The organism is Pseudomonas parafulva (assembly GCF_002021815.1).
GTDB classification, from domain to species: Bacteria; Pseudomonadota; Gammaproteobacteria; order Pseudomonadales; family Pseudomonadaceae; genus Aquipseudomonas; species Aquipseudomonas parafulva_B.
This window is the reverse complement of the sequence record NZ_CP019952.1, coordinates 4,507,791-4,532,561: the sequence shown is the minus strand read 5'-3', so window position 1 is coordinate 4,532,561 and position 24,771 is coordinate 4,507,791. Positions and strand designations below refer to the sequence as shown.

Sequence of the window (24,771 nt, the reverse complement as noted above, 5' to 3'; positions counted from 1 at the left end):
CGCCGAGTGGCGGGCAAAGGAATTCGGGCTCCCCGATAAGACCGCTATCGGTGTAGCCCTTGAACCCGAAAGTTCAAGGTGGAGATTGCAGGGGACATTAAGGCTTTCCGTCGAGCGGACATGCACACCTGCCCCAGCGTGCAACCCCCGTGGTTGTGCGTATCGGCTCAGGGACATAACCGACTGGCGCATCCACCAGGGAGTGGCGCCAGTATAACAACCTCAGTTTTTTTTGGTACCCGTCTCGTCGGACAGCGCCTGGTCGACCCGGTCCAGCAAATCGCGCACCTGCTCGCGCGTGGCCCCGCCGGCCGGAGCCGCGCTGCGGTCTTCCTGGCGATGGAGCATCTCGTGGGTAATGTTCAACGCCGCCATGACCGCGATGCGGTCGGCACCGATCACCTTGCCGCTGCTGCGAATCTCGCGCATCTTGCTGTCCAGGTAGTGAGCTGCACTGACCAGGTTGTTGCGCTCTTCGGGCGGGCAGATGATCGAGTATTCCTTGTCGAGGATCTGCACGGTGACGCTATTGCTTGAACTCATGAGTCTTGCTCCAGGGCCTTGAGACGCAAGATCATCGACTCGACCTTGCGCCTGGCGATCTCGTTCTTTTCGATGAGGTGGGCGCGCTCTTCGCGCCAGGACTTTTCCTGAGCTACTAGGAGTGCATTTTGCCGTTTAAGTTGCTCGACACGCTCGATCAGCAGCTCGAATCGGCTCATCAGGGCCTGCAGGTCGTTCTCTTGCGTGGGTTGCACTCGATTCGCTCCGTCATTGACTCATCTTGCGATGATGCCTCTCCCTGGGCCGTGACTGCCAGTGCCGATGGTCTTGGCGCGCCTGCCGGTGCTAGGATACAAGGCCTTCATTCTAGTCATTGCGCCCTCCGGCGCCTAGCAGCCCATGCCCAATACTCAATCGCCCTACGTTGCTTTCGCCATGCTGCTTTCCAGCAATGGCCACCCCGTCACACCCGCCGAACTGCACGGCCTGCTCATCGGCCGCAGCTGTGCGGGTGCCGGCTTCGATGCCGACGGCTGGCTGGCCGATGCGGCCCAGTTGCTGGAAACCGAACCGCAAGACGCTGTGCGCAATGCCCTGATCGGCCTGCAGGAAATGGTCAAGGGCGAGCTTACCAGCGACGACATGGCGATCGTGCTGCTGCTGCCGTCCGACGATGCTGCGCTGACCGATCGCGCCACCGCCCTGGGGCAGTGGTGCCAAGGCTTCATCACAGGCTTCGGCCTGAACGCCGGTGGCAAAGACCTGTCCATCGAGGCCAAGGAAGTGCTCCAGGACCTGGTGGCCATCTCCCAGGTGCAGGAAGCGCTGGAAGAATCCGAGGACGGCGAAAGCGATTACATGGAAGTGATGGAATACCTGCGCGTCGCGCCGTTGCTGCTGTTTTCCGAACTGGCCAAGCCCGCAGCGCCTGCGCCCAAGCCTTCTCTGCACTGAACGACGGGGTAGTCTGCCCATGAGCCGCATTCCCAAGGCCGAATATGCGCGCCGGCGCAAGGCGCTGATGGCGCAGATGGTTCCCAACAGCATTGCCATCCTGCCTGCCGCCGCCGTTGCCATCCGCAACCGTGATGTGGAGCACGTGTATCGCCAGGACAGCGACTTTCAATACCTCAGTGGTTTTCCCGAGCCCGAGGCGGTCATTGCGTTGATACCTGGCCGTGAGCATGGCGAATATGTGATGTTCTGCCGCGAGCGCAATCCTGAACGCGAGTTGTGGGACGGCTTGCGGGCCGGTCAGGAAGGTGCGGTGCGCGACTTCGGTGCTGACGATGCGTTTCCCATCGCCGACATTGACGAGATCCTGCCGGGCCTGATTGAAGGCCGCGAACGCGTCTACAGCGCCATGGGCAGCAATCCCGAGTTCGATCGCCGGCTGATGGACTGGATCAACGTGATCCGCTCCAAGGCCCGCCTCGGTGCACAGCCCCCGAACGAATTCGTTGCCCTGGATCACCTGCTGCACGACATGCGCCTGTATAAATCGGCGGCGGAAGTGAAAGTGATGCGCACGGCCGCCGAGATATCTGCCAAAGCCCATGTACGGGCGATGCAGGCTTGCCGCCCGGGCCTTCATGAGTACAGCCTGGAAGCCGAACTCGATTACGCCTTCCGCCAGGGCGGGGCAAAAATGCCGGCGTACGGGTCGATCGTCGCCGCAGGGCGCAATGGTTGCATCCTGCACTACCAGCAGAACGACGCGCCGCTCAAGGAGGGCGACCTGGTCCTGATCGACGCGGGCTGCGAAATCGATTGCTATGCCAGTGACATCACCCGCACCTTCCCCGTCAGCGGGCGGTTTTCACCGGAGCAGAAGGCGATCTATGAGCTGGTTCTCAGCGCCCAGGCAGCGGCGTTTGCCGAAATCGCCCCGGGCAAGCACTGGAACCATGCCCATGAAGCCACCGTGCGGGTGATCACCGAAGGGCTGGTTGAGCTGGGTCTGCTCAAGGGCGACGTGCAGGCGTTGATCGAGAGCGAGGCGTACCGGGCGTTCTACATGCACCGTGCCGGCCATTGGCTGGGCATGGATGTGCATGACGTGGGCGATTACAAGGTGGGCGGTGAGTGGCGGGTGCTCGAGCCAGGCATGGCCTTGACCGTCGAGCCCGGCATCTACATAGCAGCCGACAATGAAAGCGTGGCCAAGAAATGGCGCGGCATCGGCATTCGGATCGAGGATGATGTGGTGGTCACCAGGCAAGGCTGTGAAATCCTGACATCGGGCGTTCCCCGCACCGTCGCCGAGATCGAGGCGTTGATGCACGACGCGCGTCAGGCCAGCCTATGACCCAGGTGAATCTCGCGATCATCGGCGGCGGGCTGGTTGGGGCCAGCTTGGCGCTGACCCTGCAGGCAGGGGCCAAGGCGCGTGGTTGGAAAATCCTTCTCATTGAGCCCTTCGCCCCCGGCGACAGCTTCCAGCCTAGCTACGATGCGCGTTCTTCGGCGCTGTCGTTCGGTACCCGCCAGATCTACGATCGACTGGGCTTGTGGCCTGCCATCGAGCGGCGTGCCGAACCGATCGCCCAAATTCATGTCTCGGACCGGGGGCGCTTTGGTGCCACCCGCCTGGATGCGAGGGAAGAAGGCGTTCCGGCCTTGGGCTACGTGGTCGAGAATGCCTGGCTCGGGCAATGCCTGTGGCAGGGCCTGGACAGCGATGTGGTCAGTTGGCGCTGCCCGGCGGAAGTGACGTCGATGCAGGCTATCGAGGGCGGTTACCGTCTGCGCCTCAATGACGACACGCACATTGACTGCGACCTGGCGGTGCTGGCCGATGGTGGCCGCTCGGGCCTGCGTGAGCAACTGGGTATTCACGTCTGCCATACCCCTTACGAACAAAGCGCATTGATCGCCAACATCACCCCCGGCGAGCCTCACCGCGGGCAGGCCTTCGAGCGCTTCACCGAAGCCGGTCCCATGGCCTTGCTGCCGTTACCGGAAAACCGCTGCGCGCTGGTCTGGACACGGCAGGGCATGGATGCGCAGCGCCTGGCTGACATGGATGAGCGCAGTTTCCTGCGTGAATTGCAGGGCGTCTTCGGTTACCGCCTGGGCACCCTTCGGCAGGTAGGCGTACGGCATCTGTACCCGCTGTCGCTAATCGAGGCGCAGGAGCAGATCCGTCCCCACCTGGTCGTGCTAGGTAACGCTGCGCACAGCCTGCACCCCATCGCGGGGCAGGGATTCAACCTGTCACTGCGGGATGTGCAGTCCCTTGCCGAGGCGCTGCTTGCAGGGCCGCAACGGCCAGGTGAACTTGCGACCTTGCAGGCTTATGGCAAGCGCCAGCGCCTGGATCAAACGCTGACCATCGGGTTTTCCGATCAGGTGACGCGGCTGTTCGGCAGCGGCCAGCCTTTGCTCGCCGCAGGCCGTAACCTGGGTTTGCTGGGCCTTGACCTGCTGCCACCGGCCAAAAGCTGGTTCGCCCGTCAGGCCATGGGCCTGGGTACGCGTTCCGATGTACGGGGCAAGGCATGAACAACCCACGCAAACTGGCCCGGCGTGCGCGCGTCCTGCGCTGGATGCTGAACCTGTATCCGCCTTACCTGGGCGCAGGTATCCGTGTGCAGCACATTAGCCCTGACATGCGCAGCATCCGGGTGGCGATGAAGCTTACCCGCTGGAACCGCAACTACGTGGGCACCCAGTTCGGTGGCAGCCTCTACGCCATGGTCGACCCGTTCTACATGCTCTTGCTCATCGAACGGCTGGGGCGCGACTACATCGTCTGGGACAAGGCCGCCAGCATCGATTTCATCACCCCTGGCAAGGGCCCTGTGTATGCCGAGTTCCATGTCGATGACGCGCTGCTGGACGATATCCGCCAGCAGACCGCCACCGGCAAGAAATGCCTGCCCCGTTTGCAGGTCGATATCCGCGACGGCGCTGGTGAACTGGTGGCGCGGGTCGATAAAACCCTATACGTGCGGCTCAAGCCGCAAGCGAGGCTGGCGTAAGGCATGGAAACACGCGCAGATATTCTGATCGTAGGTGCTGGTATGGTCGGCAGCGCGCTGGCGCTCGCCTTGCGCCATAGCGGTCTGCAGGTGCTGCTGCTCGATGGCGGCCCCCTGGCAGTCAGGCCGTTCGACGCCAAGGCGCCGTTCGAGCCCAGGGTCAGTGCGTTGTCCGCGGCTAGCCAGCGTATTCTCGACCGCTTGGGCGCTTGGGAGGGCATTGCACGGCGGCGCGCGACGCCGTATTCCGATATGCAGGTTTGGGATGGCAGTGGCACTGGGCAGATTCACTTTTCCGCCACCAGCGTGCATGCGCAGGTGCTGGGCCATATCGTCGAGAACAAAGTGGTGCAGGATGCCTTGCTCGAACGCCTGCATGACAGCGACATCGGCCTGCTGCCCAATGCGCGCATGGAACAGCTGCGCCATTCCGGCGATGACTGGCTGATGACGCTGCACGACGGCCGGCAGCTGCGCGCACCGCTGGTCGTGGCTGCCGACGGTGCTCATTCTGCGGTTCGCCGCCTGGCTGGGTGTGAAACGCGCGAGTGGGATTACTTGCACCACGCCATCGTCACCAGCGTGCGTTGTGCCCAAAATCACCAAGCCACCGCCTGGCAACGCTTCACCGACGATGGCCCGCTCGCCTTCCTCCCTTTGACCCGAGACGGCAAGCAGGACTGGTGCTCGATCGTGTGGTCAACCACGCCGGTCGAGGCCGAGCGGCTGATGGCGCTGGATGAGCCAGCCTTCCTCAGGGCGCTGGAGCGTGCATTCGAGGGCCGCCTCGGAACGGTGATGCAAGCTGACCCGCGGCTGTGCGTACCCCTGCGCCAGCGGCATGCCAAGCGATACGTGGAAGCCGGCCTTGCGTTGATCGGTGATGCGGCCCACACCATTCATCCGCTGGCAGGGCAAGGGGTGAACCTGGGGTTCCTTGACGCGGCGGTACTGGCCGAAGTCCTGATGGACGCCTGCAAGCGGGGGGAAAGGCTGGCCGATGTCAAGGTGCTGAGCCGCTATGAGCGTCGACGCATGCCGCACAACCTGGCGCTGATGGCAGCCATGGAAGGATTCGAGCGGCTGTTCCAGGCCGACAAGTTGCCGCTGCGCTGGCTGCGCAACAGTGGCTTGAAGCTGGTCGAGCAGTTGCCGGAGGCAAAAGCCGTGTTCGTGCGCCAGGCGCTCGGCTTGAGTGGCGACTTGCCGGATCTTGCCAAGGCGTGAAGGCTGCTCAGGGCCTACTGTCGAGTATGGATACGTGGCGGACCCTGGCACATAGCAACATCCAGTAACGGCAATGGGGGTGAGGGTTCAAATGGGATTCACTACCATCTGCGCCTCTCTAATCGATCGAGGAGCGCCTTCCATGTTGCCACGCAAGTCCCTACTGGCCGCCCTGGCCCTGAGCGTTGTCGGTGGTACCGTGCAGGCAGCTGACGAGGTCGTGGTCTATTCCTCGCGTATCGACGAGCTGATCAAGCCAGTGTTCGACGCCTACACGGCCGAGACCGGGGTCAAGGTCAAGTTCATCACCGACAAGGAAGCCCCCCTGATGCAGCGCATCAAGGCCGAGGGCGAGCACGGTGTGGCGGATCTTCTGCTCACCGTCGACGCAGGCAACCTGTGGCAGGCTGAGCAGATGGGCATCCTGCAGCCGATCCGATCCGAGATCATCGAGCGCAACATCCCGCCTCAATACCGTGCCTCGTCCCACGGCTGGACCGGCCTGAGCCTGAGGGCGCGCACCATCATCTACTCCACCGAACGGGTCAAGCCGGCCGAGCTCAGCACCTATGAAGCCTTGGCCGACAAGCAGTGGGAAGGTCGGCTGTGCCTGCGCACGGCGAAGAAGGTGTACAACCAGTCCCTGACCGCCACCCTGATCGAAAGCCATGGTGAGGCGAAGGCCGAGCAGATCGTCAAGGGCTGGGTCAATAACCTCTCCACCGACGTGTTCTCGGATGACAACGCCGTGATCCAGGCCGTCGAGGCGGGTCAGTGCGACGTGGGTGTGGTGAACACCTACTATTACGGCCGGCTGCACAAGCAGAACCCCAACCTGCCGGTGAAGATCTTCTGGCCCAACCAGCAAGACCGTGGCGTGCACGTGAACCTCTCCGGCATCGGCCTGACCAAGCACGCGCCTCATCCTGAGGCCGCAATGAAGCTGGTCGAATGGATGACCGGTGAACAGGCGCAGAAGTTGTTCGCCGACCTCAATCAGGAATTTCCGGCCAACCCCCAGGTCAAGCCCTCTGACGAAGTCGCCGCGTGGGGCGACTTCAAGGCCGACAGCATTGCGGTGGAAGTGGCCGGCAAGCGGCAGGCCGAAGCCATCCGCCTGATGGACCGTGCTGGCTGGAACTGAGCGGCGCTCCCTGCCCGAGAGGCCTGCCGAGGCCTCTTCGTGGGTCCTGCAGCGACCCGTCATCGAGACATAACGTGCCCTACACCCACCGTCGTCGCTGGTACCTCCCCGTCACTCTGATCGCCGGCCTCGTGCTGCTGCCCCTGAGCGTGCTGCTGTTGTCGTGGCAGTCGATCGACCTGCAGATCTGGTCACACCTGCTCGACACGCAGATGGGGCGCTTGCTGGGCAACACCGTTACCTTGGTGGTGGGGGTCGGTCTGGGTGTCACCTTGCTCGGTGTCAGCCTGGCCTGGCTCACCAGCCTGTGCGAGTTTCCGGGCCGTCGCTGGCTGGATTGGGCGCTGATGTTGCCGTTCGCCATTCCGGCGTACGTCCTGGCCTTCGTCTTCGTAGGTTTGCTGGACTTCGCCGGCCCGGTGCAGAGTGCCCTGCGCGAGGCTTTCGGGCCCATGCGCCTGCCGCGGGTGCGCTCTACCGGCGGCGTGATCATCGTGCTGGTGCTGGTGTTCTATCCGTATGTCTACCTGCTGGCACGCACAGCGTTTCTTGCCCAGGGCAAAGGGTTGATGGAGGCCGCCCGGGTGTTGGGGCTCTCGCCCTGGCAGGCATTCTGGCGGGTGGCCCTGCCCATGGCCCGACCTGCCATCGGGGCGGGCATCGCCTTGGCCCTGATGGAAACCCTCGCCGACTTCGGCGCCGTGGCGGTCTTCAACTTCGACACGTTCACGACCGCCATCTACAAGACCTGGTATGGCTTCTTCAGCCTGTCCAGCGCTGCGCAATTGGCCAGTTTGCTGTTGCTGGCCGTCATGCTGGTGCTGTACGGCGAGCGCCGTGCGCGGGGCGCCAACCACAGCGCCAGTGAACGCCCCAGAGGCCAGGCGCTGTACCGCCTGCAGGGTGGCAAGGCCGTGCTGGCCAGCGGCTGGTGCCTGTTGGTCTTCGCCTGCGCATTCGTCATCCCTTTGCTGCAACTGCTGGTGTGGTTCTGGCAGCGCGGGCGCCACGATCTGGATGAGCGCTACATCGGCCTGGTGCTTCATACCCTATACCTGGGTGGCGTTGCAGCGCTGGTGACGGTCTGCGTGGCGCTGCTACTGGCCTTTGCCCGGCGCCAGGCGCCCATGCCGGGCATTCGCGTCGGTGTAGGGCTCGCCAACATGGGCTACGCCTTGCCCGGCTCGGTACTGGCGGTGTCGATCATGCTGGCCTTCAGCTACCTGGACAGCCAGGTCGTCGCGCCGCTGTCCAGCTGGCTGGGAGGCGCGGGCAGGCCATTGCTGCTGGGCAGCCTTGCAGCATTGCTGCTGGCCTATGTGATTCGTTTCATCGCCGTGGCCTACGGCCCGCTGGAGAGCAGCCTGGAACGGATTCGTCCCTCGTTGGCGCAGGCATCGCGCAGCCTGGGTGTGGGCGGGGTGCGGCTGTTCATCAAGGTGTACTTGCCGCTGCTGCTGCCAGGCGCACTGAGCGCGGCGTTGCTGGTGTTTGTCGATGTGCTCAAGGAGATGCCGGCTACCCTGCTGATGCGTCCTTTTGGCTGGGATACGCTGGCGGTACGGGTGTTCGAGATGACCAGCGAGGGTGAATGGGCGCGGGCGTCGCTGCCGGCATTGACGCTGGTGGTGGTCGGGCTGCTGCCGGTCATTGGCCTGATACGCCGCTCGGCGCGCAGGCCAGGCCATTCCTGCTAAGGGTGTCAGCTTGCGCCCTTGCCGCTACAATGCGCGGCACTCGCGCAGCAGGCAATCAAAACAACGCTGTTCACACAGCTGAAGGCCATGAGCCTTCCACTGCTGCCGCTTCGCCACGCCCGGAAGGAGAAACCCATGGGACAGCGCACGCTTTTGTACGACCTGCATCTGGCGCTTGGCGCCAAGACGGTCGATTTCGGTGGCTGGGACATGCCGCTGCACTATGGCTCGCAGGTCGATGAGCACCACCAGGTGCGCAGTGACTGTGGGGTCTTCGACGTGTCCCACATGACCGTCATTGATATCCGGGGCGATGCGGCCACGGCTTGGTTGCAGCGGCTGCTGGCCAATGATGTCGCCCGGCTCGATCAGGTTGGCAAGGCAGTCTACAGCCCGATGCTGCATGAGCAGGGCGGGGTGATCGATGACTTGATCGCCTACCGCACGGCGACCGGTTACCGCCTGGTCACCAACGCTGCCACCCGAGCCCGGGTGCTGGAGTGGCTGGACCAGCAGCGTGATGGGCTTGCCGTCGACGTTCAGGTTCGTCCGGACCTCGCCATTCTTGCCGTTCAGGGCCCGAACGCGCGCGAGAAGGTAGCTGCTTTGGTCAGTGCCTCGCGGGCCGCTCTGATACGCACGCTACGCCCCTTCGAAGGGGTGATGGACGGGGACTGGTTCATCGCGCGCACCGGCTATACCGGCGAAGATGGCCTGGAGTTGATCTTTCCGGGTGACCAGGCCGTGGCCTTTTTCAACGACCTGGTCGGCGCCGGTATCGCGCCCAGCGGCTTGGGGGCTCGCGACACGTTGCGGCTCGAAGCCGGCATGCATCTTTACGGGCAGGACATCGACGAGCAGCATACGCCGTTATCGTGCAACCTGGGCTGGAGCATCGCCTGGGAGCCGGCAAGCCGAAACTTCATCGGCCGCGCGGCACTGTTGGCGGAAATCGAGCGGGGCGTACAGGAAAAGCTCGTGGGTTTGGTACTGGAGGAGCGTGGTGTCCTGCGCGCCCACCAGGTGGTCCGTGTGGCGGGAATTGGCGAAGGAGAGATCACCAGTGGTAGTTTCTCACCTACGCTGAGCAAGTCCATTGCCCTGGCACGCGTGCCCATGGCCACGGGCGACCGGGCCGAAGTGGAAATTCGTGGCAAGTGGTACCCGGTGCGCGTGGTCAGGCCGACTTTCGTGCGCCACGGCAAGATCCTGATCTGATCCATCATCAAACGGCGGGCGTACCGCTGAGCCAATCGAGGAATTCAAGACATGAGCACTATCCCCGCCGAACTTCGTTTTGCCCAAAGCCATGAATGGGCCCGCCTGGAAGCCGACGGTACCGTCACGGTAGGCATCAGTGACCATGCGCAGGAAGCGCTAGGTGACGTGGTATTCGTCGAGCTGGCCGAAGTGGGCAAGGTGTTTGCCGCAGGCGACGCGGCCGGTGTCGTGGAGTCGGTCAAGGCCGCGTCCGACATCTACGCCCCGGTCGGTGGCGAAGTGATCGCGGTCAACGAGGCGTTGGCCGACAGCCCTGAACAACTAAACGAGCAGCCCTACGACGCATGGATCTTCAAGCTCAAGCCGAGCAGCCAGGCCGATCTGGAGAAACTGCTGGATGCGGCTGGCTACAAGGCCGCCATTGGCGAGTAAGCCGTCCTTGCGTCACCGGCAGAAAGCACTCGCAGCCAGGGGTTGAAGACCTCCCGGCGCGAGTTAGCCGGCGTTGAGGCCGGCGCTGTACCGATCAGTCGGCTATTGCATGCTTGGCCAGAATGGCATTGGCCAGCTCCATGTCAGACGCGTGAAGCCCTGGATGTTCCGCACGCACCTGCTTGATTGCCGACTCCAGGAATGGCCCACGGATGGCGCCTTCACTGGCTACGAAGCTGCCAGCATCATCCTGCGCCGCCATTACCAACTTGTGGTCACGCGAGGTCAGGTAGGTCGAGCCGGTGGTTGCACCGGAAGAGATCACATTACGCCAGAAGGAATCGGCCATGGCCGAGCCCACAGGCAGCGCGAGCAGGGCTGCGGCAGCGATGGCAGTGTTGAGACGCATGATGAGACACCTCGAAGGTGAGGGTTGAAGATGTGCGGTTGGATGCTCGCGAACCTGCCAAGTTCCTGGGCCTGCCGCTTCTGATCAGCTGCATGCACGCAGTACTTCGTCAGCCAGGGTTTGCCCACACGCAACCTTGGCCTCGCCGCAGCGGCGCAGGTCCACAAGGCCATCTGCCTGGGCCTGGCGTCGCAATTGCGCAAGGTCCGTATGAGGGCCGATCAGGGCACGCAGGTTGTCGCTGGGTTCGAGTAATTCGAACAAGCCGGTACGCCCATGAAAACCCGTGCCGCGGCACGTTCTGCAGCTGGCTGCGTCGCGCCCCTGGCACTGGCTGCACAGCGTGCGCACAAGGCGCTGGGCCATCACGGCAATCAATGTCGCTTTGATCAAGTAGTCAGCCACACCCAGTTCTTGCAGGCGGATGATCGCGGCACAGGCGTCGTTGGTGTGCAGGGTAGACAGCACCAGGTGCCCGGTAAGGGCGGCCTGCACGGCCACCCGTGCGGTGTCGGGGTCCCGTATTTCGCCGATCATGATGATGTCCGGATCCTGGCGCAGCATAGCGCGCACGCCGTTGGCAAAGCCCAGGTCCAGGGCCGGCTGCACCTGAAACTGGTTGAACCCGGGTTCGAGCCGTTCGATGGGGTCCTCGATGGTGCACAGGTTGACCTGCGGGGTGGCCAATAGCTTGAGGCTGGCGTACAGCGTGCTGGTCTTGCCTGAGCCCGTAGGCCCTGTGACCAGGATGATGCCCTGGCGCCGTTGCAGCAGGCCTTGCCATTGACCCAATTGCTGCCCCTGAAGACCGAGCCGATCAAAGCTCTCGTGCAGCTGCTGCGGGTCGAACAGGCGCAATACCAGTTTTTCACCAAAGGCAGTGGGCAGGGTCGACAAACGCAGCTCCACCTCGCTCCCGTTTGGCAGGCGGCTTTGCAGTCGGCCATCCTGAGGCCTGCGTTTTTCCGCGACGTCCATGCGCCCAAGGTGCTTCAGGCGGCTGATCAAGGCCACTGCGACTGCGGCGGGGAAAACATAGACGGTGTGCAACAGGCCATCGATGCGATAGCGCAAGTGGCCCTGGTCGCGGCGCGGCTCCAGATGGATGTCGCTGGCGCGCTGGTCGATCGCGTAGTGCAGCAGCCAGTCGACGATATGCACGATATGCGCGTCATCCGCGTTGGCCTGCGAGTGACGCTTGCCCAGCTCCAGCCACTGCTCGAGTTCGCCGAAGCGGTTCGATTGCTGGTGGTGCGCGCCCTTGACCGACTGCGCCAGGCGCTGGAAGGGTTCACCGGCCTGACGCATCTGCACAGGGCTTGCGAGCACTCGCCGCACGGTTCGTCCAAGGCTCAGGGCCAGATCGGCCTGCCAACGGCACTGATAGGGCTGTGCGCTGGCCACGGTGACGCTCGCCGCGTCAGCTGCCACGATGAGAATGCCGTGGCTCTGCGCAAAGGCTGGGGACACCAGCTCAGCCACCTGCTGCAGGTCGATTTGCAGCGGATCGATACGCAGATAGGGCAGGCCCGTCTTGGCAGCCAGCCATTGGCAAAGCCGATCCAGGTCCAGTACTTGCCCCGGATGGAGGCGGTCGGCAAGGTTGCAGGCGGCCACTTGCTCCAGCGGATGATCGGCAGGGTGATCGACGGCATGTTCAAGTACACGCACGCTATCGCTGGCGTGCAGGCGCTGGTCAATGAGCAAGGCTTCGAGCACCCGATGCAGATCGAGTGCCAGGGTATCGGGGTTGTGCATAAAGGCGTCCGTGCCTGATCAAGAAGACCCGATCAAGGCTAGTTCAGCCTCCGCCAAAGCCGAATCGAAAGGATGTCAGGGTTTTGCCTGAGGGCTATTCATGCTCATGTCAAAGCGCTGGCCGGTGCGCCGCTAGGCGTGCACTACCGACAGCTCTACACGGTGTTGCGGGGCCAAGTGCACGTCAGCCACACACACCATGTTGCGTAATTTCTGAGCGATCACTTCGGCGCGGTGCCAGCTCAAGCCGCCAATGCCGATATCGATGGCCAACCAGTCATCCTGTTGAGTGACCTGGACGCTATGCGGTGTGAGCATTTGCAAGGCGAACTGATTGAGCACCCGGCACAAGCTGTCGGGCTCGGCTTCGGCCTGCAAGCGATACAGCACAGTGGTGTGAGCATTGCTGTTGGCCCATACATCGGCACGCGGCAGTGAGTTCATGCGTCATCCTCTTTGAGTGCAGAAAGTTTTGCATGCCCGAGCCGGTATTATTTCGCTAAGATTCGACTAAATCAGTCTGTTCTTGCATAACTATGATCGATACAGGTCGATCTGGAGAATTGTTCATGCACAGCGCATTGGATGCCTACGACCGTCGTATCCTCGAGTTGCTACAAGAAGACGCTTCGCTGTCCAGCGCTCAGATCGCCGAACGCATTGGCTTGTCACAGTCGCCATGCTGGCGACGGATTCAACGGCTCAAAGAGGAAGGGGTGATTCGCGGGCAAGTCACCTTGCTGGACCGCAAGAAAATCGGGCTGAACACCCAGATATTCGCCGAAGTGAAATTGAATGCCCATGGCCGCTCGAATTTCACCGAGTTCACAGAGGCGATCCGCGGGTTTTCAGAGGTGCTCGAGTGCTACGTGCTGATGGGCTCGGTGGACTTCCTGCTGCGTATCGTCACCCCGGATATCGAGGCGTACGAACGGTTCTTCTTCGAAAAGCTGTCGAACGTGCCCGGTATTCAGGAGGTGAACTCGATCGTGGCCCTTTCGGAGATCAAGTCCACCACCAGCCTGCCGCTGTCGGGCTGAAGGCATCACGCTTTGAGCAGATGCTTCCAGCCACGGCTCTGATCGACGGCACGCGCCTGCTCGATGCGGGCTTCGAGCACCTCATCGCTGATCGGGTGCTCAGCCAGCTCGTGCAGTTTCTTCATGTCGCCGTACAGGCGGTCCATTTGTGGTGCATCCAGCACATGGCGGGCATGGTGCAGCCAGGCCATCACTTGCTCGATGCGCGGCAGTTGCTCTGCCAGGTCTTCGGGGCGCTGGGTGTATAGCGACAACTTCAGAGCGCGGCCTTCCTCGGCAATCAGGTGTGCCAGCCAGCTTGCCAGAAGCGCCTTGCCCTGGCGCTCGCCACGGCCCTTGCGCTCGGCAGCCCAGGCACGCGACAGCAGCCAACGCGAGGTTTCCAGGGAGAACTGGCCCCAGCGAGGATCATCCAGCTCTTCTGCGAACTGCTCGGGCGCAGCGCGGCGGATGTCTTCGTCACCGTTGCCGGCTTGCACCAGTGGACGCCAGTCTTCGAGCAGGGCATCCAGGCGCGCGCGCAGGTCACGGGTGGCAGCGCGGGGGGCGGCCTGGCCCAGGCTGGCAGTGATGGCGCGCAGCTCGATGAGGTTCTGCACCCAGTCCTGCAGCGACCGCCAGTGGCCGCTGTGGCGGTATTGCTCGGCCAGGCGCTGGCTGTTGCCCAGCAGTTGCCAGGCCAATGCAGTGTAGGCATCGTCCAAGGCCATGTCCGCTTCGAGGTCGGCGACGCTCAGATCCAGCTCGAAACGCTCGGGCTCCAGCAGGCGGTAGCCGCGCTCAGCCTTGCTGATATCGCAGGGCGTCAGCGCAACGCTTGCGGCCAGCTCGGCGGCCAGCTCCAGCAGCGCCGCAGGCTCACCTTCACGCAGCTCCAGTTCCAACTCGCAAATCGCTTCCTTGCGCTTGCCGGCAATCACGAAGCCCTGGTCCAGCGCAGCCTCGATCACCACCTTGGCCTTGCCACGGCCCCAGGCGATTTCGGCGTATTCGCGGGTGAAGTCGGTGGTGAACAACGGCTTGATGGTCTTCTTGTCCAGGTCGGCCAGTTGCACGGGCCAGCAGCTGTCATCCAGCTTCTTGAGGTCCAGCTTCACCTTGTCCAGTTGCCATTCGTGCTCGTTGCGCTCGGACAGGCCAGCCACGCTGGTGCCGCGACACTTGAGGGTCTGGATGACGGTATCGCCGTCACGGCGCAGGCGCAGGGCAACACGTGCCTCGGCCAGCGCGCGCTCAGGCGTGTCGAAATACTGGTTCAGCAGTTCGCGGGTCTGCCAGCCAGACTTGTTGCGCTTTTTCAGCAGCGGGTGCTCGCGCAGGGCGGCGAGGGTCTCGGGGCTGGCGCGCAGCTTGAGTTCGGTTTCTTTGGGCATTACAGGCTCGAAAGGGGGCGTGGTCGATGCAGAGTCTACAGCAGTAGGCCGTCAACGGTTTATTCCAGACGGCGGATGGTCCTATGATGGGCAATGCTTCCGAGGAGTACACGCATGCCGTTGCCGACGCTGAAAGACCAATTTGCCGCCTTGATCGCCGCGCCTTCGGTCAGTTGCACCCAGCCCTCGCTCGACCAGTCCAATCGTCAGGTCATCGACCTGCTGGCTACCTGGCTGGGTGATCTGGGTTTTTCCTGCGACATTCAGCAGGTGACTCCCGGCAAGTTCAACCTGCTGGCCAGCCGCGGCAGCGGCCCTGGCGGCCTGGTGCTGGCCGGCCACAGCGACACCGTGCCCTACGACGAGCAGCTCTGGAGCAGCGACCCCTTGAAGCTGACCGAAGTCGAGGGTCGCTGGGTGGGGCTCGGCAGTTGCGACATGAAGGGTTTTTTCGCACTGGTGATCGAGGCCGTCATTCCCTTGCTGCAGCACGACTTCAAGCAGCCGCTGCTGATTCTGGCCACCTGCGACGAGGAAAGCTCCATGTCTGGCGCCCGTGCATTGGCCGATGCTGGCCAGCCGCTGGGCCGCGCGGCGATCATCGGCGAGCCGACCGGACTGCGGCCGATCCGCATGCACAAAGGCATCCTCATGGATCGGATCGACATCCTCGGGCGCAGTGGTCATTCATCGGACCCAAGCCTTGGCCGCAGCGCCATGGATGCCATGCATGCGGTAATGGGCGAACTGATGGGCCTGCGCCAGCAATGGCAGAAGGTCTACAACAATCCACAATTCACGGTGCCTGCGCCGACCATGAACTTCGGTTGCATTCACGGTGGCGACAACCCCAACCGGATCTGCGGCCAGTGCGCGCTTGAGTTCGACCTGCGCCCATTGCCGGGCATGGACGTGGACCAGCTGCGCGCCGCCATCCGTGAAAAACTGGTTCCGGTGGCCGAGCGCCATGACGTGCGTATCGACTATGCGCCGCTGTTCCCCGAAGTGCCGCCGTTCGAACAGGCGGCCGACAGTGAACTCGTCCAGGTGGCAGAGCGGCTCACCGGCCACCGCGCCGAAGCGGTGGCATTCGGCACTGAAGCACCTTATCTTCAGCAGCTTGGCTGCCAGACCATCGTGCTCGGCCCTGGTGACATCGCCTGCGCACACCAGCCTGGCGAATACCTGGATATGTCACGTATCGAGCCGACCGTGCGTCTATTGCGTGACCTGATCGGGCACTATTGCCTGCATTAAACGTCCACCCCTTTCATTCGTTTCTGCCTAGAGGAGACCGCGCGTGACCGCAAGCCTGTTCCGACGATGATCCTGAACGCCCCTGTAACGCCGTTCTCCGTCCACTTATCCACAGGCCCTGTCATGCACGATTACGTCAACTGGCTACGCCACGCTTCTCCTTACATCAACGCCCACCGCGACTGCACCTTTGTGGTGATGCTTCCCGGCGATGGGGTTGAACACCCCAACTTCGGCAATATCGTCCACGACCTGGTGCTGCTGCACAGCCTTGGGGTGCGTCTGGTCCTGGTACACGGCTCTCGCCCTCAGATCGAGACCCGCCTGGCTGAACGTGGCCTGGCAGCGCACTACCACCACGGCTTGCGTATCACCGATGCCGCTACCCTGGATTGCGTGATCGACGCGGTAGGTGCGCTGCGCCTGGCTATCGAGGCGCGGTTGTCAATGGACATTGCCGCCTCGCCCATGCAGGGCTCGCGCCTGCGGGTGGCCTCCGGCAACCTAGTCACCGCGCGGCCGATCGGCGTGCTCGAAGGCGTGGATTTTCATCACACCGGCGAAGTGCGTCGGGTAGACCGCAAGGGCATCAGCCGCCTGCTCGACGAGCGCTCCATCGTGTTGCTCTCGCCGCTGGGCTATTCGCCAACCGGCGAGATCTTCAACCTTGCCTGCGAAGACGTGGCCACCCGTGCGGCCATCGAACTGGGCGCTGAGAAGTTGGTGCTGTTCGGCGCAGAACCTGGCCTGTTGGATGAACATGGCCGCCTGGTGCGCGAACTGCGCCCCCAACAGGTTGCGCCGCACTTGCAGCGCCTGGGCAGCGACTACCAGGCCGAGCTGCTCGATGCCGCTGCCCAGGCGTGCAAGGGCGGCGTGGCACGCAGCCACATCGTCAGCTATGCCGAGGACGGCGCGCTGCTGACCGAACTGTTCACCCGGGGCGGTGGCGGTACGCTGGTGTCCCAGGAGCAGTTCGAGATCGTACGAGAGGCCACCATCGAAGACGTCGGCGGCCTGCTCGACCTGATCAGCCCGCTGGAAGAACAAGGCATCCTGGTTCGCCGTTCACGTGAAGTGCTGGAGCGGGAAATCGAGCAGTTCAGCGTGGTGGAGCGCGAAGGCATGATCATCGCGTGCGCAGCGTTGTATCCGATTGCAGAGTCCGATGCGGGTGAGCTGGCATGCCTGGCGGTGAATCCGGAGTACCGCCATGGCGGGCGCGGGGATGAGCTGCTGGCGCGTATCGAAAGCCGGGCACGGGAGATGGGGTTGAGCACCCTGTTCGTGCTCACAACACGCACGGCGCATTGGTTCCGCGAACGCGGCTTCTCGCCCAGTGGCGTCGAGCGGCTGCCGGCGGCACGGGCTTCGCTGTACAACTTCCAGCGCAATTCGAAGATCTTCGAAAAGCCGCTGGGCTGAGGCGCTCTGCGCCTGCGTGCCTTAAATGAAAACGCCGCCTTGATGGGCGGCGTTCTGGTTTACACGGTGTGCAGATACCAGTTGTACTCGAGGTCGGAGATCGAATGTTCGAACTCCTCCAGCTCGCTTTCCTTGCACGCGACGAAGATGTCGATGTACTTCGGATCGATGTACTTGTTCAGGATTTCGCTGTCATCCAACTCGCGCAGCGCATCACGCAGGTTGTTCGGCAGGCTCTGTTCCAGCTGCTCGTACGAGTTGCCTTCGATAGGCTCCCCAGGCTCGACCTTGTTGGTCAGGCCATGGTGAACGCCTGCCAGCACGGCCGCCATCATCAGGTACGGGTTGGCATCGGCGCCAGCCACGCGGTGCTCAAGGCGCACAGCATCGGGCGAGCCGGTCGGTACGCGCAGCGCCACGGTGCGGTTGTCCAGACCCCAGCTTGGCGCATTGGGCACGTAGAACTGCGCGCCAAAGCGGCGATAGGAGTTGACGTTCGGGCACAGGAACGCCATGGACGCAGGCAGGGTCTCGAGCACACCGCCGACAGCGTGACGTAGCGCGGCGTTCTGCTCGGGATCCTCGCTGGTGAAGATGTTGTTGCCATCTTTGTCCAGCACGGAAATGTGTACATGCAGACCATTGCCTGCCTGCCCTGGGTAGGGCTTGGCCATGAAGGTGGTGTCCATTTCATGGTCGTAGGCGATGTTCTTGATCAGGCGCTTGAGCAGCACGGCGTAGTCGCACGCCTTGAGCGGGTCCGGCACATGGTGCAGGTTGACTTCGAACTGAGCCGGGGCGCTTTCCTTGACGATGGCATCGGCAGGAATACCCTGTTCCTTGGCCCCTTCGAGGATGTCCTGCAGGCAGTCGGCATACTCGTCCAGGTCATCGATCAGGTAGACCTGGGTCGATTGCGGACGCTTGCCGGAAATGGGCGAGCGCGGCGGCTGCGGACGGCCGTTCACGTTCTCCTGGTCGATCAGGTAGAACTCCAGCTCGAACGCGGCGCAGATGGTCAGGCCCATGTCGTCGAACTTGCTCACCACCTGGCGCAGCACTTCACGCGGGTCAGCGAAGAAAGGTTCGCCTTCGAGCTCGTGCATGGTCATCAGCAACTGGGCAGTGGGGCGTTTTTGCCACGGCTCGTTGGAGAGAGTGTCAGGGATCGGATAGCAGATGCGGTCTGCATCGCCGATGTCCAGGCCCAGCCCGGTGCTTTCGACGGTGGAGCCATTGATATCCAGTGCAAACAGGGAGGCCGGCAGGTTGATGCCTTTCTCGTAAACCTTGTGGAGGCTGGTGCGCTCTATGCGCTTGCCGCGCACCACACCATTCATATCTGCAATCAGAAGGTCAACGTAGAGAACCTCAGGATGTTCCTTAAGGAACGCGTTCGCTTCGTTAAGCTGAACGGCACGCGGGGGTACCGACATGATGCAACACCTTTGTTGTTAAAAATATCAATCAAGGGGGGCTTGCAGGACCAGTCAATCGAAAAGCCATACTGATGTCAAGCCAACCCCATGATGCCCTGAAATGGCACATCTACGGCAGATTTGCTGCATATCGGGGCACGGCATTATCCGCTATTTTTCTGGAAAAGCGCTATCGCGAGCACTGCGTCGTTTATTTTTTACGCAGGTGTTGTGTAAAAAAATGAACGGCGCTAAGCTCCGATTCAACCCAAAACAGAACAATACGAGGGTCTCATGGTCCGCCTGCCGCGACCTGGAAGCGCTGCCAATGCAGTGCAGTCAGGCTGTTCAGTCATGTTTGCCAGGCCTGCCAACCGCGTGGGGGCAGTGCTCGCAATAATTGACGTCTGGCATGCCCGGCCCCGCCTTCATGGCACCCCATCTCTACGCTTCGCTTCTTTCTGCCGTTACAAATCGCCTCGGGCACACGTGGTTTCAGTGTATCCACCGTCCGCCTGCGCGGGGGTTTTGCTTTAGCCATCCACTGCATCCAGAATCAAGGCGCGGACCACCTTACCTCCTGAGGTATTTATGAGTAACAACCTCGACCAGCTCACCGATTGGTTGAAAGAGCACAAGATCACCGAAGTCGAATGCCTGATCAGCGACTTGACCGGCATCACGCGCGGCAAGATTTCGCCTACCAACAAGTTCATCGCCGAGAAGGGCATGCGCCTGCCCGAGAGCGTGTTGCTGCAGACAGTGACCGGCGACTATGTCGACGACGACATCTATTACGAGCTGCTGGACCCTGCAGACATCGACATGATCTGCCGGCCTGACGAGAATGCCGTGTTCCTGGTGCCATGGGCCATCGAGCCGACCGCACAGGTCATCCACGATACATACGACAAGAAGGGCAACCCCGTAGAGCTGTCGCCGCGCAACGTGCTCAAGAAGGTGCTCAAGCTGTACGCTGACAAGGGTTGGCAGCCCATCGTCGCGCCCGAGATGGAGTTCTACCTGACCAAGCGCAGCGAAGACCCTGACTTCCCGCTGCAACCGCCGGTGGGCCGTTCGGGGCGGCCCGAAACCGGGCGCCAGTCCTTCTCCATCGAAGCTGCGAACGAATTCGACCCGCTGTTCGAGGATGTCTATGACTGGTGCGAATTGCAGCAGTTGGACCTCGACACGCTGATCCACGAAGACGGCACGGCGCAGATGGAAATCAACTTCCGTCACGGCGATGCCCTGCACCTGGCCGACCAGATCCTGGTGTTCAAGCGCACCATGCGCGAAGCGGCGCTCAAGCACAACGTGGCAGCCACCTTCATGGCCAAGCCCATGACCGGCGAGCCTGGCAGCGCGATGCACCTGCACCAGAGCGTGGTCGACGTAACCACCGGCAAGAATATCTTCAGCAATGAAGACGGCAGCATGAGCACGCTGTTTCTGAACCACATTGGCGGCCTGCAGAAATTCATTCCCGAAGCGCTGCCGCTGTTCGCGCCGAACGTGAACTCGTTCCGCCGCTTCCTTCCGGATACCTCGGCACCGGTGAACGTGGAGTGGGGCGAGGAAAATCGTACGGTAGGCCTGCGCGTGCCTGACGCCGGCCCGCAAAGCCGGCGCGTCGAAAACCGCCTGCCGGGTGCGGATGCCAACCCGTACTTGGCCATCGCCGCGAGCCTGCTGTGTGGCTACATCGGCATGGTCGAAGGTATCGAGGCCAGCGCCCCGGTCCAAGGGCGGGGTTACGAGCGCCGCAACCTGCGCCTGCCGCTGACCATCGAGGACGCCCTGGAGCGCATGGAAAACAGCCGCGCCCTGGAGCAGTACCTGGGCAAGAAATTCATCGCCGGCTACGTGGCCACCAAGCGTGCCGAGCACGAGAACTTCAAGCGCGTCATCAGTTCCTGGGAGCGTGAATTCCTGCTGTTCGCAGTTTGATCAACCTCGGCCCCGCAGGCGCGCGGCCGTCCGTCAACGGAGAAGCACATGAGCCTGAACAACCCGCAAACCCGTGAATGGCAAGCCCTCAGTGGCGAGCATCACCTCGCGCCTTTCAGCGACTACAAGCAGCTCAAGGACAAGGGGCCGCGCATTATCACCAAGGCGCAGGGCGTGCATTTGTGGGACAGCGAGGGGCACAAGATTCTCGACGGCATGGCTGGCCTGTGGTGCGTGGCCGTGGGGTATGGGCGTGAGGAGCTGGTTCAGGCGGCAGAGCGGCAGATGCGTGAGCTGCCCTACTACAACCTGTTCTTCCAGACCGCCCATCCTCCGGCGCTGGAGTTGGCCAAGGCGATCACCCAAGTGGCGCCCGAGGGCATGAGCCATGTGTTCTTCACCAGTTCAGGCTCCGAAGGCAACGACACGGTGCTGCGCATGGTTCGCCATTACTGGGCACTCAAGGGCAAACCGAGCAAGCAGACCCTGATCGGCCGGGTCAACGGTTATCACGGCTCCACCGTGGCCGGCGCCAGCCTGGGCGGCATGAGTGGCATGCACGAGCAAGGCGGCCTGCCCATCCCGGGCGTGGTGCACATCCCCCAGCCGTACTGGTATGGCGAGGGCGGTGACATGACACCGGAGGCGTTCGGGGTCTGGGCTGCGGAGCAACTGGAAAAGAAAATTCTCGAAGTCGGCGAGGACAACGTCGCAGCGTTCATCGCCGAGCCCATCCAGGGCGCAGGTGGCGTGATCATCCCGCCAGACACCTACTGGCCGAAGATCAAGGAAATTCTGGCCCGTTACGACATCCTCTTTGTGGCCGACGAAGTCATTTGCGGCTTCGGGCGAACAGGGCAGTGGTTCGGCTCGGATTTCTATGACCTCAAGCCCGATCTGATGACCATCGCCAAAGGCCTTACCTCCGGTTACATCCCCATGGGCGGTGTGATCGTGCGTGACAAGGTGGCCAAGGTGCTCAGCGAAGGTGGGGATTTCAATCACGGCTTCACCTATTCGGGGCATCCTGTGGCTGCCGCAGTGGGCCTGGAAAACCTGCGCATCCTGCGCGACGAACAAATCGTCGAGAAAGCGCGCACCGAAGCGGCACCGTATTTGCAAAAGCGTCTGCGTGAGTTGCAGGACCACCCGCTGGTGGGCGAGGTGCGCGGTGTTGGCCTGCTCGGCGCGATCGAGCTGGTCAAGGACAAGGCGACCCGCAGCCGTTTCGAAGGCAAGGGCGCGGGCATGATCTGCCGTAATTTCTGCTTCGACAATGGTCTGATCATGCGGGCTGTTGGCGACACGATGATCATCGCGCCACCTCTGGTCATCAGCCCGGCCGAGATCGACGAACTGGTGGAAAAGGCACGTAAATGCCTGGACCTGACGCTCGAAGCGATTCGCTGACAGCTAGCGATGTGACATTAAGTCGTTACAAGGGCCAGGTTTCCTTGAAACCGGGCCTTGTAACTTGCCAGACTAGCGGCTGCTTCAGTCGCCCACACGCGTGTACTGCGGGACCCGGCTTCTGAACGGATAGCTAATCGAACACTCTGGAGCATGACGCATGAAGAATATGGGCAAGACGTTGTTGGCCGCCGCGCTGATGGGCGCAGTGGTCGGGGCTGTACAGGCTGAAGACAAGGTACTGAACGTCTACAACTGGTCGGACTACATCGCTCCGGACACCATCGCCAAGTTCGAGAAAGAGTCGGGCATAAAGGTCAAGTACGACGTGTTCGACAGCAACGAAACCCTGGAGGCCAAGTTGCTGGCCGGCAAGTCCGGCTATGACATCGTGGTGCCTTCCAACAACTTCCTGGCCAAGCAGATCAAAGCTGGCGTCTACCAGGAACTCGATCGCACCAAGCTGCCCAACTGGAAGAACCTCGACGAGGACCTGCTCAAGGCCGTGGGCGATGCCAGTGACCCGGGCAACAAATACGCCTTCCCCTACATGTGGGGCTCGATCGGCATCGGCTACAACCCCGAGAAGGTCAAGGCCGCGCTGGGCGTGGACAAGATCGACTCCTGGGACGTGGTCTTCAAGCCAGAGAACATCGCCAAGCTCAAGAGCTGTGGCGTGAGCTTCCTTGATGCCCCAACCGAAATGCTGCCAGCTGCCCTGCATTACCTGGGCCTGCCGACCAACAGCACCAAGAAGGAAGACCTCAAGGCTGCCGAGGACCTGTTCCTCAAGATCCGTCCTTCGATCACCTACTTCCATTCCTCCAAGTACATTGGCGACCTGGCCAACGGCAACATCTGCCTGGCAGTCGGCTACTCGGGTGACCTGGAACAGTCCAAGACCCGCGCCCACGAGGCGGGGGACAAGGTCAAGCTGGACTACGTGATTCCGAAAGAAGGCGCCGGCACCTTCTATGACATGGTTGCCATGCCCAAGGATGCCGAGCACAAGGAAGCGGCCTACAAGTTCATGGACTTCCTGATGCAGCCGCAAGTCATGGCCGAAATCACCAATGCCGTGCGCTTCCCCAACGGCAACAAGGCCGCGACCGCCTTCGTGGACAAGGAAATCACCAGCGACCCAAGCATCTATCCGTCCGCTGAAGTGAAAAAGCAGCTGTACGCCATTGCCGCCCCTGAGGCAGCAGTGCAACGGGTGATTACCCGCAGCTGGACCAAGATCAAATCGGGCAAATAAGCCTGATGTAGCATTTTCGGGCCGGGTATTCCCGGTCCGAAACCAGTGAAAGGCAATTGAACATTGCGGCATCGAAGCTGCGAAGGTAAGTTGCGCGCCGGTTTTGCGTGTGCGGCAGCATTGTCGCTACCCAGACACTGATTGTGAGGACCACCCACTTGTCCAATTCTGTATTACGCAAGGCCATGATGGCTGCAGCGAGCCTGACGCTGGCATGCAGCGTCCAAGCGGCGCCTACGGTGCATTTCTACAACTGGTCCGACTATATCGGCCCTGATACCCTCGCGGGCTTCGAGAAAGCCACGGGCATCAAGCCGGTGCAGGATGTCTTCGATTCCAACGAGACCCTGGAAGGTAAGCTGCTGGCCGGCAGGACCGGCTATGACGTGGTCGTGCCTTCCAACCATTTCCTGGGCAAGCAGATCAAGGCGGGCGCTTTCCAGAAGCTCGACAAGACACTGCTACCCAATTACGCGAACCTTGATCCTGCGCTGATGAAGCGTCTGGAGAAGAACGATCCGGGCAACCTGTATGCCGTGCCTTACCTGTGGGGCACCAATGGTATCGGGTATAACGTCGACAAGGTCAAGGAGGCGCTTGGCGTCGATACCATCGATTCCTGGGCGGTGCTGTTCGAACCCGAGAACATGAAGAAGTTGTCCAAGTGCGGTGTGGCCTTCCTCGACTCGGCGGACGAAATGCTACCGGCCGTCCTCAACTACATGGGCCTGGATCCCAACAGCACCAACCCCAAGGATTACGCCAAGGCCGAGCAGAAGCTGCTGGCGGTGCGTCCCTACGTGACCTACTTCCATTCGTCCAAGTACATCACCGACCTTGCCAACGGCAACATCTGTGTCGCGGCGGGTTTCTCGGGTGATGTGTTCCAGGCCAAGGCCCGCGCCGAAGAGGCGAAGAAGGGCGTGAACCTGGCTTATGCCATTCCTAAAGAAGGCGGCAACCTCTGGTTCGACGTGCTGGCGATCCCCAAGGACGCCAGGAACGTGGAGCAGGCGCATGCCTTGATCAACTATTTGCTGAAACCTGAGGTTATCGCCCAGGTCAGTGATTACGTCGGTTATGCCAACCCTAACTCGAAGGCTGGCGACCTGATGGACCAGGCCGTGAGGACTGACGCTGCGGTCTATCCACCGCAGGATGTGCTGGACAAGATGTTCGTGAACTCAGAGCTGCCGCCCAAGGTGCAGCGCCTGATGACCCGCAGCTGGACCAAGGTCAAGTCGGGCAAGTAATCCACCTCACCC

Annotated in this window: 23 protein-coding genes and 1 other RNA gene; 16 read left to right on the top strand and 8 right to left on the bottom strand. The window is 62.1% G+C overall.

Annotated elements, in window-relative coordinates:
* Positions 1 to 25 precede the first annotated feature (25 nt).
* From ssrS to B2J77_RS20475, 3 genes are all read right to left on the bottom strand, one after another.
* Positions 26 to 205, bottom strand: a non-coding RNA gene (gene ssrS / locus B2J77_RS20485) — 6S RNA.
* Between the two features lie 17 nt (positions 206 to 222).
* The gene (locus B2J77_RS20480) at positions 223 to 543 is read right to left on the bottom strand and encodes a cell division protein ZapA (protein WP_023532287.1); all 321 of its coding nucleotides are present in this window, start codon (positions 541 to 543) and stop codon (positions 223 to 225) included.
* Positions 540 to 722 carry a TIGR02449 family protein gene (locus tag B2J77_RS20475; protein ID WP_033693939.1) on the bottom strand — a complete coding sequence of 61 codons (183 nt, stop codon included), beginning with the start codon at positions 720 to 722 and terminating at the stop codon, positions 540 to 542. Before B2J77_RS20475 ends, B2J77_RS20480 begins: the two co-directional genes overlap by 4 nt.
* 181 nt (positions 723 to 903) lie before the next feature.
* Here B2J77_RS20475 and B2J77_RS20470 point away from each other — a divergent pair, with 181 nt between their 5' ends.
* The 9 genes from B2J77_RS20470 (at position 904) to gcvH (ending at position 10,208) form a co-directional block, all read left to right on the top strand.
* On the top strand, positions 904 to 1,458 hold the full coding sequence (locus B2J77_RS20470) for a YecA family protein (protein ID WP_027913422.1): 555 nt from the start codon (positions 904 to 906) through the stop codon (positions 1,456 to 1,458).
* Positions 1,459 to 1,477: 19 nt separating this feature from the next.
* Positions 1,478 to 2,812 (top strand): Xaa-Pro aminopeptidase, encoded by a 1,335-nt coding sequence (pepP, locus tag B2J77_RS20465; RefSeq protein WP_058602826.1) that lies wholly within the window; start codon positions 1,478 to 1,480, stop codon positions 2,810 to 2,812.
* Entirely contained in the window at positions 2,809 to 4,008 is a 1,200-nt protein-coding gene (gene ubiH, locus B2J77_RS20460) for a 2-octaprenyl-6-methoxyphenyl hydroxylase (RefSeq protein ID WP_078479332.1), read from the top strand. The genes pepP and ubiH overlap by 4 nt, the downstream gene beginning before the upstream one ends.
* On the top strand, positions 4,005 to 4,487 hold the full coding sequence (locus tag B2J77_RS20455) for a DUF4442 domain-containing protein (RefSeq protein WP_058638188.1): 483 nt from the start codon (positions 4,005 to 4,007) through the stop codon (positions 4,485 to 4,487). Before ubiH ends, B2J77_RS20455 begins: the two co-directional genes overlap by 4 nt.
* A gap of 3 nt (positions 4,488 to 4,490) precedes the next feature.
* A complete protein-coding gene (locus B2J77_RS20450) occupies positions 4,491 to 5,714 on the top strand; it encodes a 2-octaprenyl-3-methyl-6-methoxy-1,4-benzoquinol hydroxylase (protein ID WP_078479331.1) in 1,224 nt (407 codons plus the stop codon).
* 142 nt (positions 5,715 to 5,856) lie between these two features.
* A complete protein-coding gene (locus tag B2J77_RS20445) occupies positions 5,857 to 6,858 on the top strand; it encodes an extracellular solute-binding protein (RefSeq protein WP_058638186.1) in 1,002 nt (333 codons plus the stop codon).
* Positions 6,859 to 6,932: 74 nt separating this feature from the next.
* The gene (locus B2J77_RS20440; protein ID WP_058638185.1) at positions 6,933 to 8,555 is read left to right on the top strand and encodes an ABC transporter permease; all 1,623 of its coding nucleotides are present in this window, start codon (positions 6,933 to 6,935) and stop codon (positions 8,553 to 8,555) included.
* A 135-nt stretch (positions 8,556 to 8,690) separates the two neighbouring features.
* Entirely contained in the window at positions 8,691 to 9,773 is a 1,083-nt protein-coding gene (gene gcvT / locus B2J77_RS20435) for a glycine cleavage system aminomethyltransferase GcvT (RefSeq protein ID WP_078479330.1), read from the top strand.
* Between the two features lie 51 nt (positions 9,774 to 9,824).
* Positions 9,825 to 10,208: a glycine cleavage system protein GcvH gene (gene gcvH, locus B2J77_RS20430; RefSeq protein WP_058638183.1), complete on the top strand. Its 384-nt coding sequence runs from the start codon at positions 9,825 to 9,827 to the stop codon at positions 10,206 to 10,208.
* Between the two features lie 94 nt (positions 10,209 to 10,302).
* Here the strand turns inward: gcvH and B2J77_RS20425 are convergent, their stop codons facing one another.
* From B2J77_RS20425 to B2J77_RS20415, 3 genes are all read right to left on the bottom strand, one after another.
* Positions 10,303 to 10,617 (bottom strand): DUF2388 domain-containing protein, encoded by a 315-nt coding sequence (locus B2J77_RS20425; RefSeq protein WP_058638182.1) that lies wholly within the window; start codon positions 10,615 to 10,617, stop codon positions 10,303 to 10,305.
* 84 nt (positions 10,618 to 10,701) lie between these two features.
* Positions 10,702 to 12,375 carry a GspE/PulE family protein gene (locus tag B2J77_RS20420; RefSeq protein ID WP_058638181.1) on the bottom strand — a complete coding sequence of 558 codons (1,674 nt, stop codon included), beginning with the start codon at positions 12,373 to 12,375 and terminating at the stop codon, positions 10,702 to 10,704.
* 132 nt (positions 12,376 to 12,507) lie between these two features.
* Complete coding sequence (locus tag B2J77_RS20415; RefSeq protein ID WP_078479329.1) at positions 12,508 to 12,819, bottom strand: hypothetical protein; 312 nt, start codon at positions 12,817 to 12,819, stop codon at positions 12,508 to 12,510.
* Positions 12,820 to 12,944: 125 nt separating this feature from the next.
* Between B2J77_RS20415 and B2J77_RS20410 the strand changes: the two genes are divergently transcribed.
* Positions 12,945 to 13,415 (top strand): Lrp/AsnC family transcriptional regulator, encoded by a 471-nt coding sequence (locus B2J77_RS20410; RefSeq protein ID WP_027913434.1) that lies wholly within the window; start codon positions 12,945 to 12,947, stop codon positions 13,413 to 13,415.
* A gap of 5 nt (positions 13,416 to 13,420) precedes the next feature.
* Here B2J77_RS20410 and B2J77_RS20405 read toward each other — a convergent pair whose 3' ends face one another.
* Entirely contained in the window at positions 13,421 to 14,788 is a 1,368-nt protein-coding gene (locus B2J77_RS20405) for a CYTH domain-containing protein (RefSeq protein WP_078479328.1), read from the bottom strand.
* 114 nt (positions 14,789 to 14,902) lie between these two features.
* On the opposite strand from B2J77_RS20405, the gene argE reads away from it, so the two are divergent.
* Both argE and argA read left to right on the top strand, forming a co-directional pair.
* The gene (gene argE, locus B2J77_RS20400) at positions 14,903 to 16,045 is read left to right on the top strand and encodes an acetylornithine deacetylase (RefSeq protein ID WP_058638178.1); all 1,143 of its coding nucleotides are present in this window, start codon (positions 14,903 to 14,905) and stop codon (positions 16,043 to 16,045) included.
* A gap of 123 nt (positions 16,046 to 16,168) precedes the next feature.
* The gene (gene argA, locus B2J77_RS20395; protein WP_058602839.1) at positions 16,169 to 17,470 is read left to right on the top strand and encodes an amino-acid N-acetyltransferase; all 1,302 of its coding nucleotides are present in this window, start codon (positions 16,169 to 16,171) and stop codon (positions 17,468 to 17,470) included.
* A 59-nt stretch (positions 17,471 to 17,529) separates the two neighbouring features.
* On the opposite strand, the gene B2J77_RS20390 is transcribed toward argA, so the two are convergent.
* The gene (locus tag B2J77_RS20390; RefSeq protein ID WP_023532636.1) at positions 17,530 to 18,906 is read right to left on the bottom strand and encodes a glutamine synthetase family protein; all 1,377 of its coding nucleotides are present in this window, start codon (positions 18,904 to 18,906) and stop codon (positions 17,530 to 17,532) included.
* Positions 18,907 to 19,479: 573 nt separating this feature from the next.
* Here B2J77_RS20390 and B2J77_RS20380 point away from each other — a divergent pair.
* From B2J77_RS20380 to B2J77_RS20365, 4 genes are all read left to right on the top strand, one after another.
* Positions 19,480 to 20,838, top strand: coding sequence for a glutamine synthetase family protein (locus tag B2J77_RS20380; protein ID WP_058602841.1), 1,359 nt, complete (start codon positions 19,480 to 19,482; stop codon positions 20,836 to 20,838).
* A gap of 48 nt (positions 20,839 to 20,886) precedes the next feature.
* A complete protein-coding gene (locus B2J77_RS20375) occupies positions 20,887 to 22,248 on the top strand; it encodes an aspartate aminotransferase family protein (protein WP_058602842.1) in 1,362 nt (453 codons plus the stop codon).
* A gap of 160 nt (positions 22,249 to 22,408) precedes the next feature.
* Complete coding sequence (locus B2J77_RS20370) at positions 22,409 to 23,506, top strand: polyamine ABC transporter substrate-binding protein (RefSeq protein ID WP_058638177.1); 1,098 nt, start codon at positions 22,409 to 22,411, stop codon at positions 23,504 to 23,506.
* 158 nt (positions 23,507 to 23,664) lie between these two features.
* The gene (locus B2J77_RS20365; protein ID WP_078479327.1) at positions 23,665 to 24,759 is read left to right on the top strand and encodes a polyamine ABC transporter substrate-binding protein; all 1,095 of its coding nucleotides are present in this window, start codon (positions 23,665 to 23,667) and stop codon (positions 24,757 to 24,759) included.
* Positions 24,760 to 24,771 lie beyond the last annotated feature (12 nt).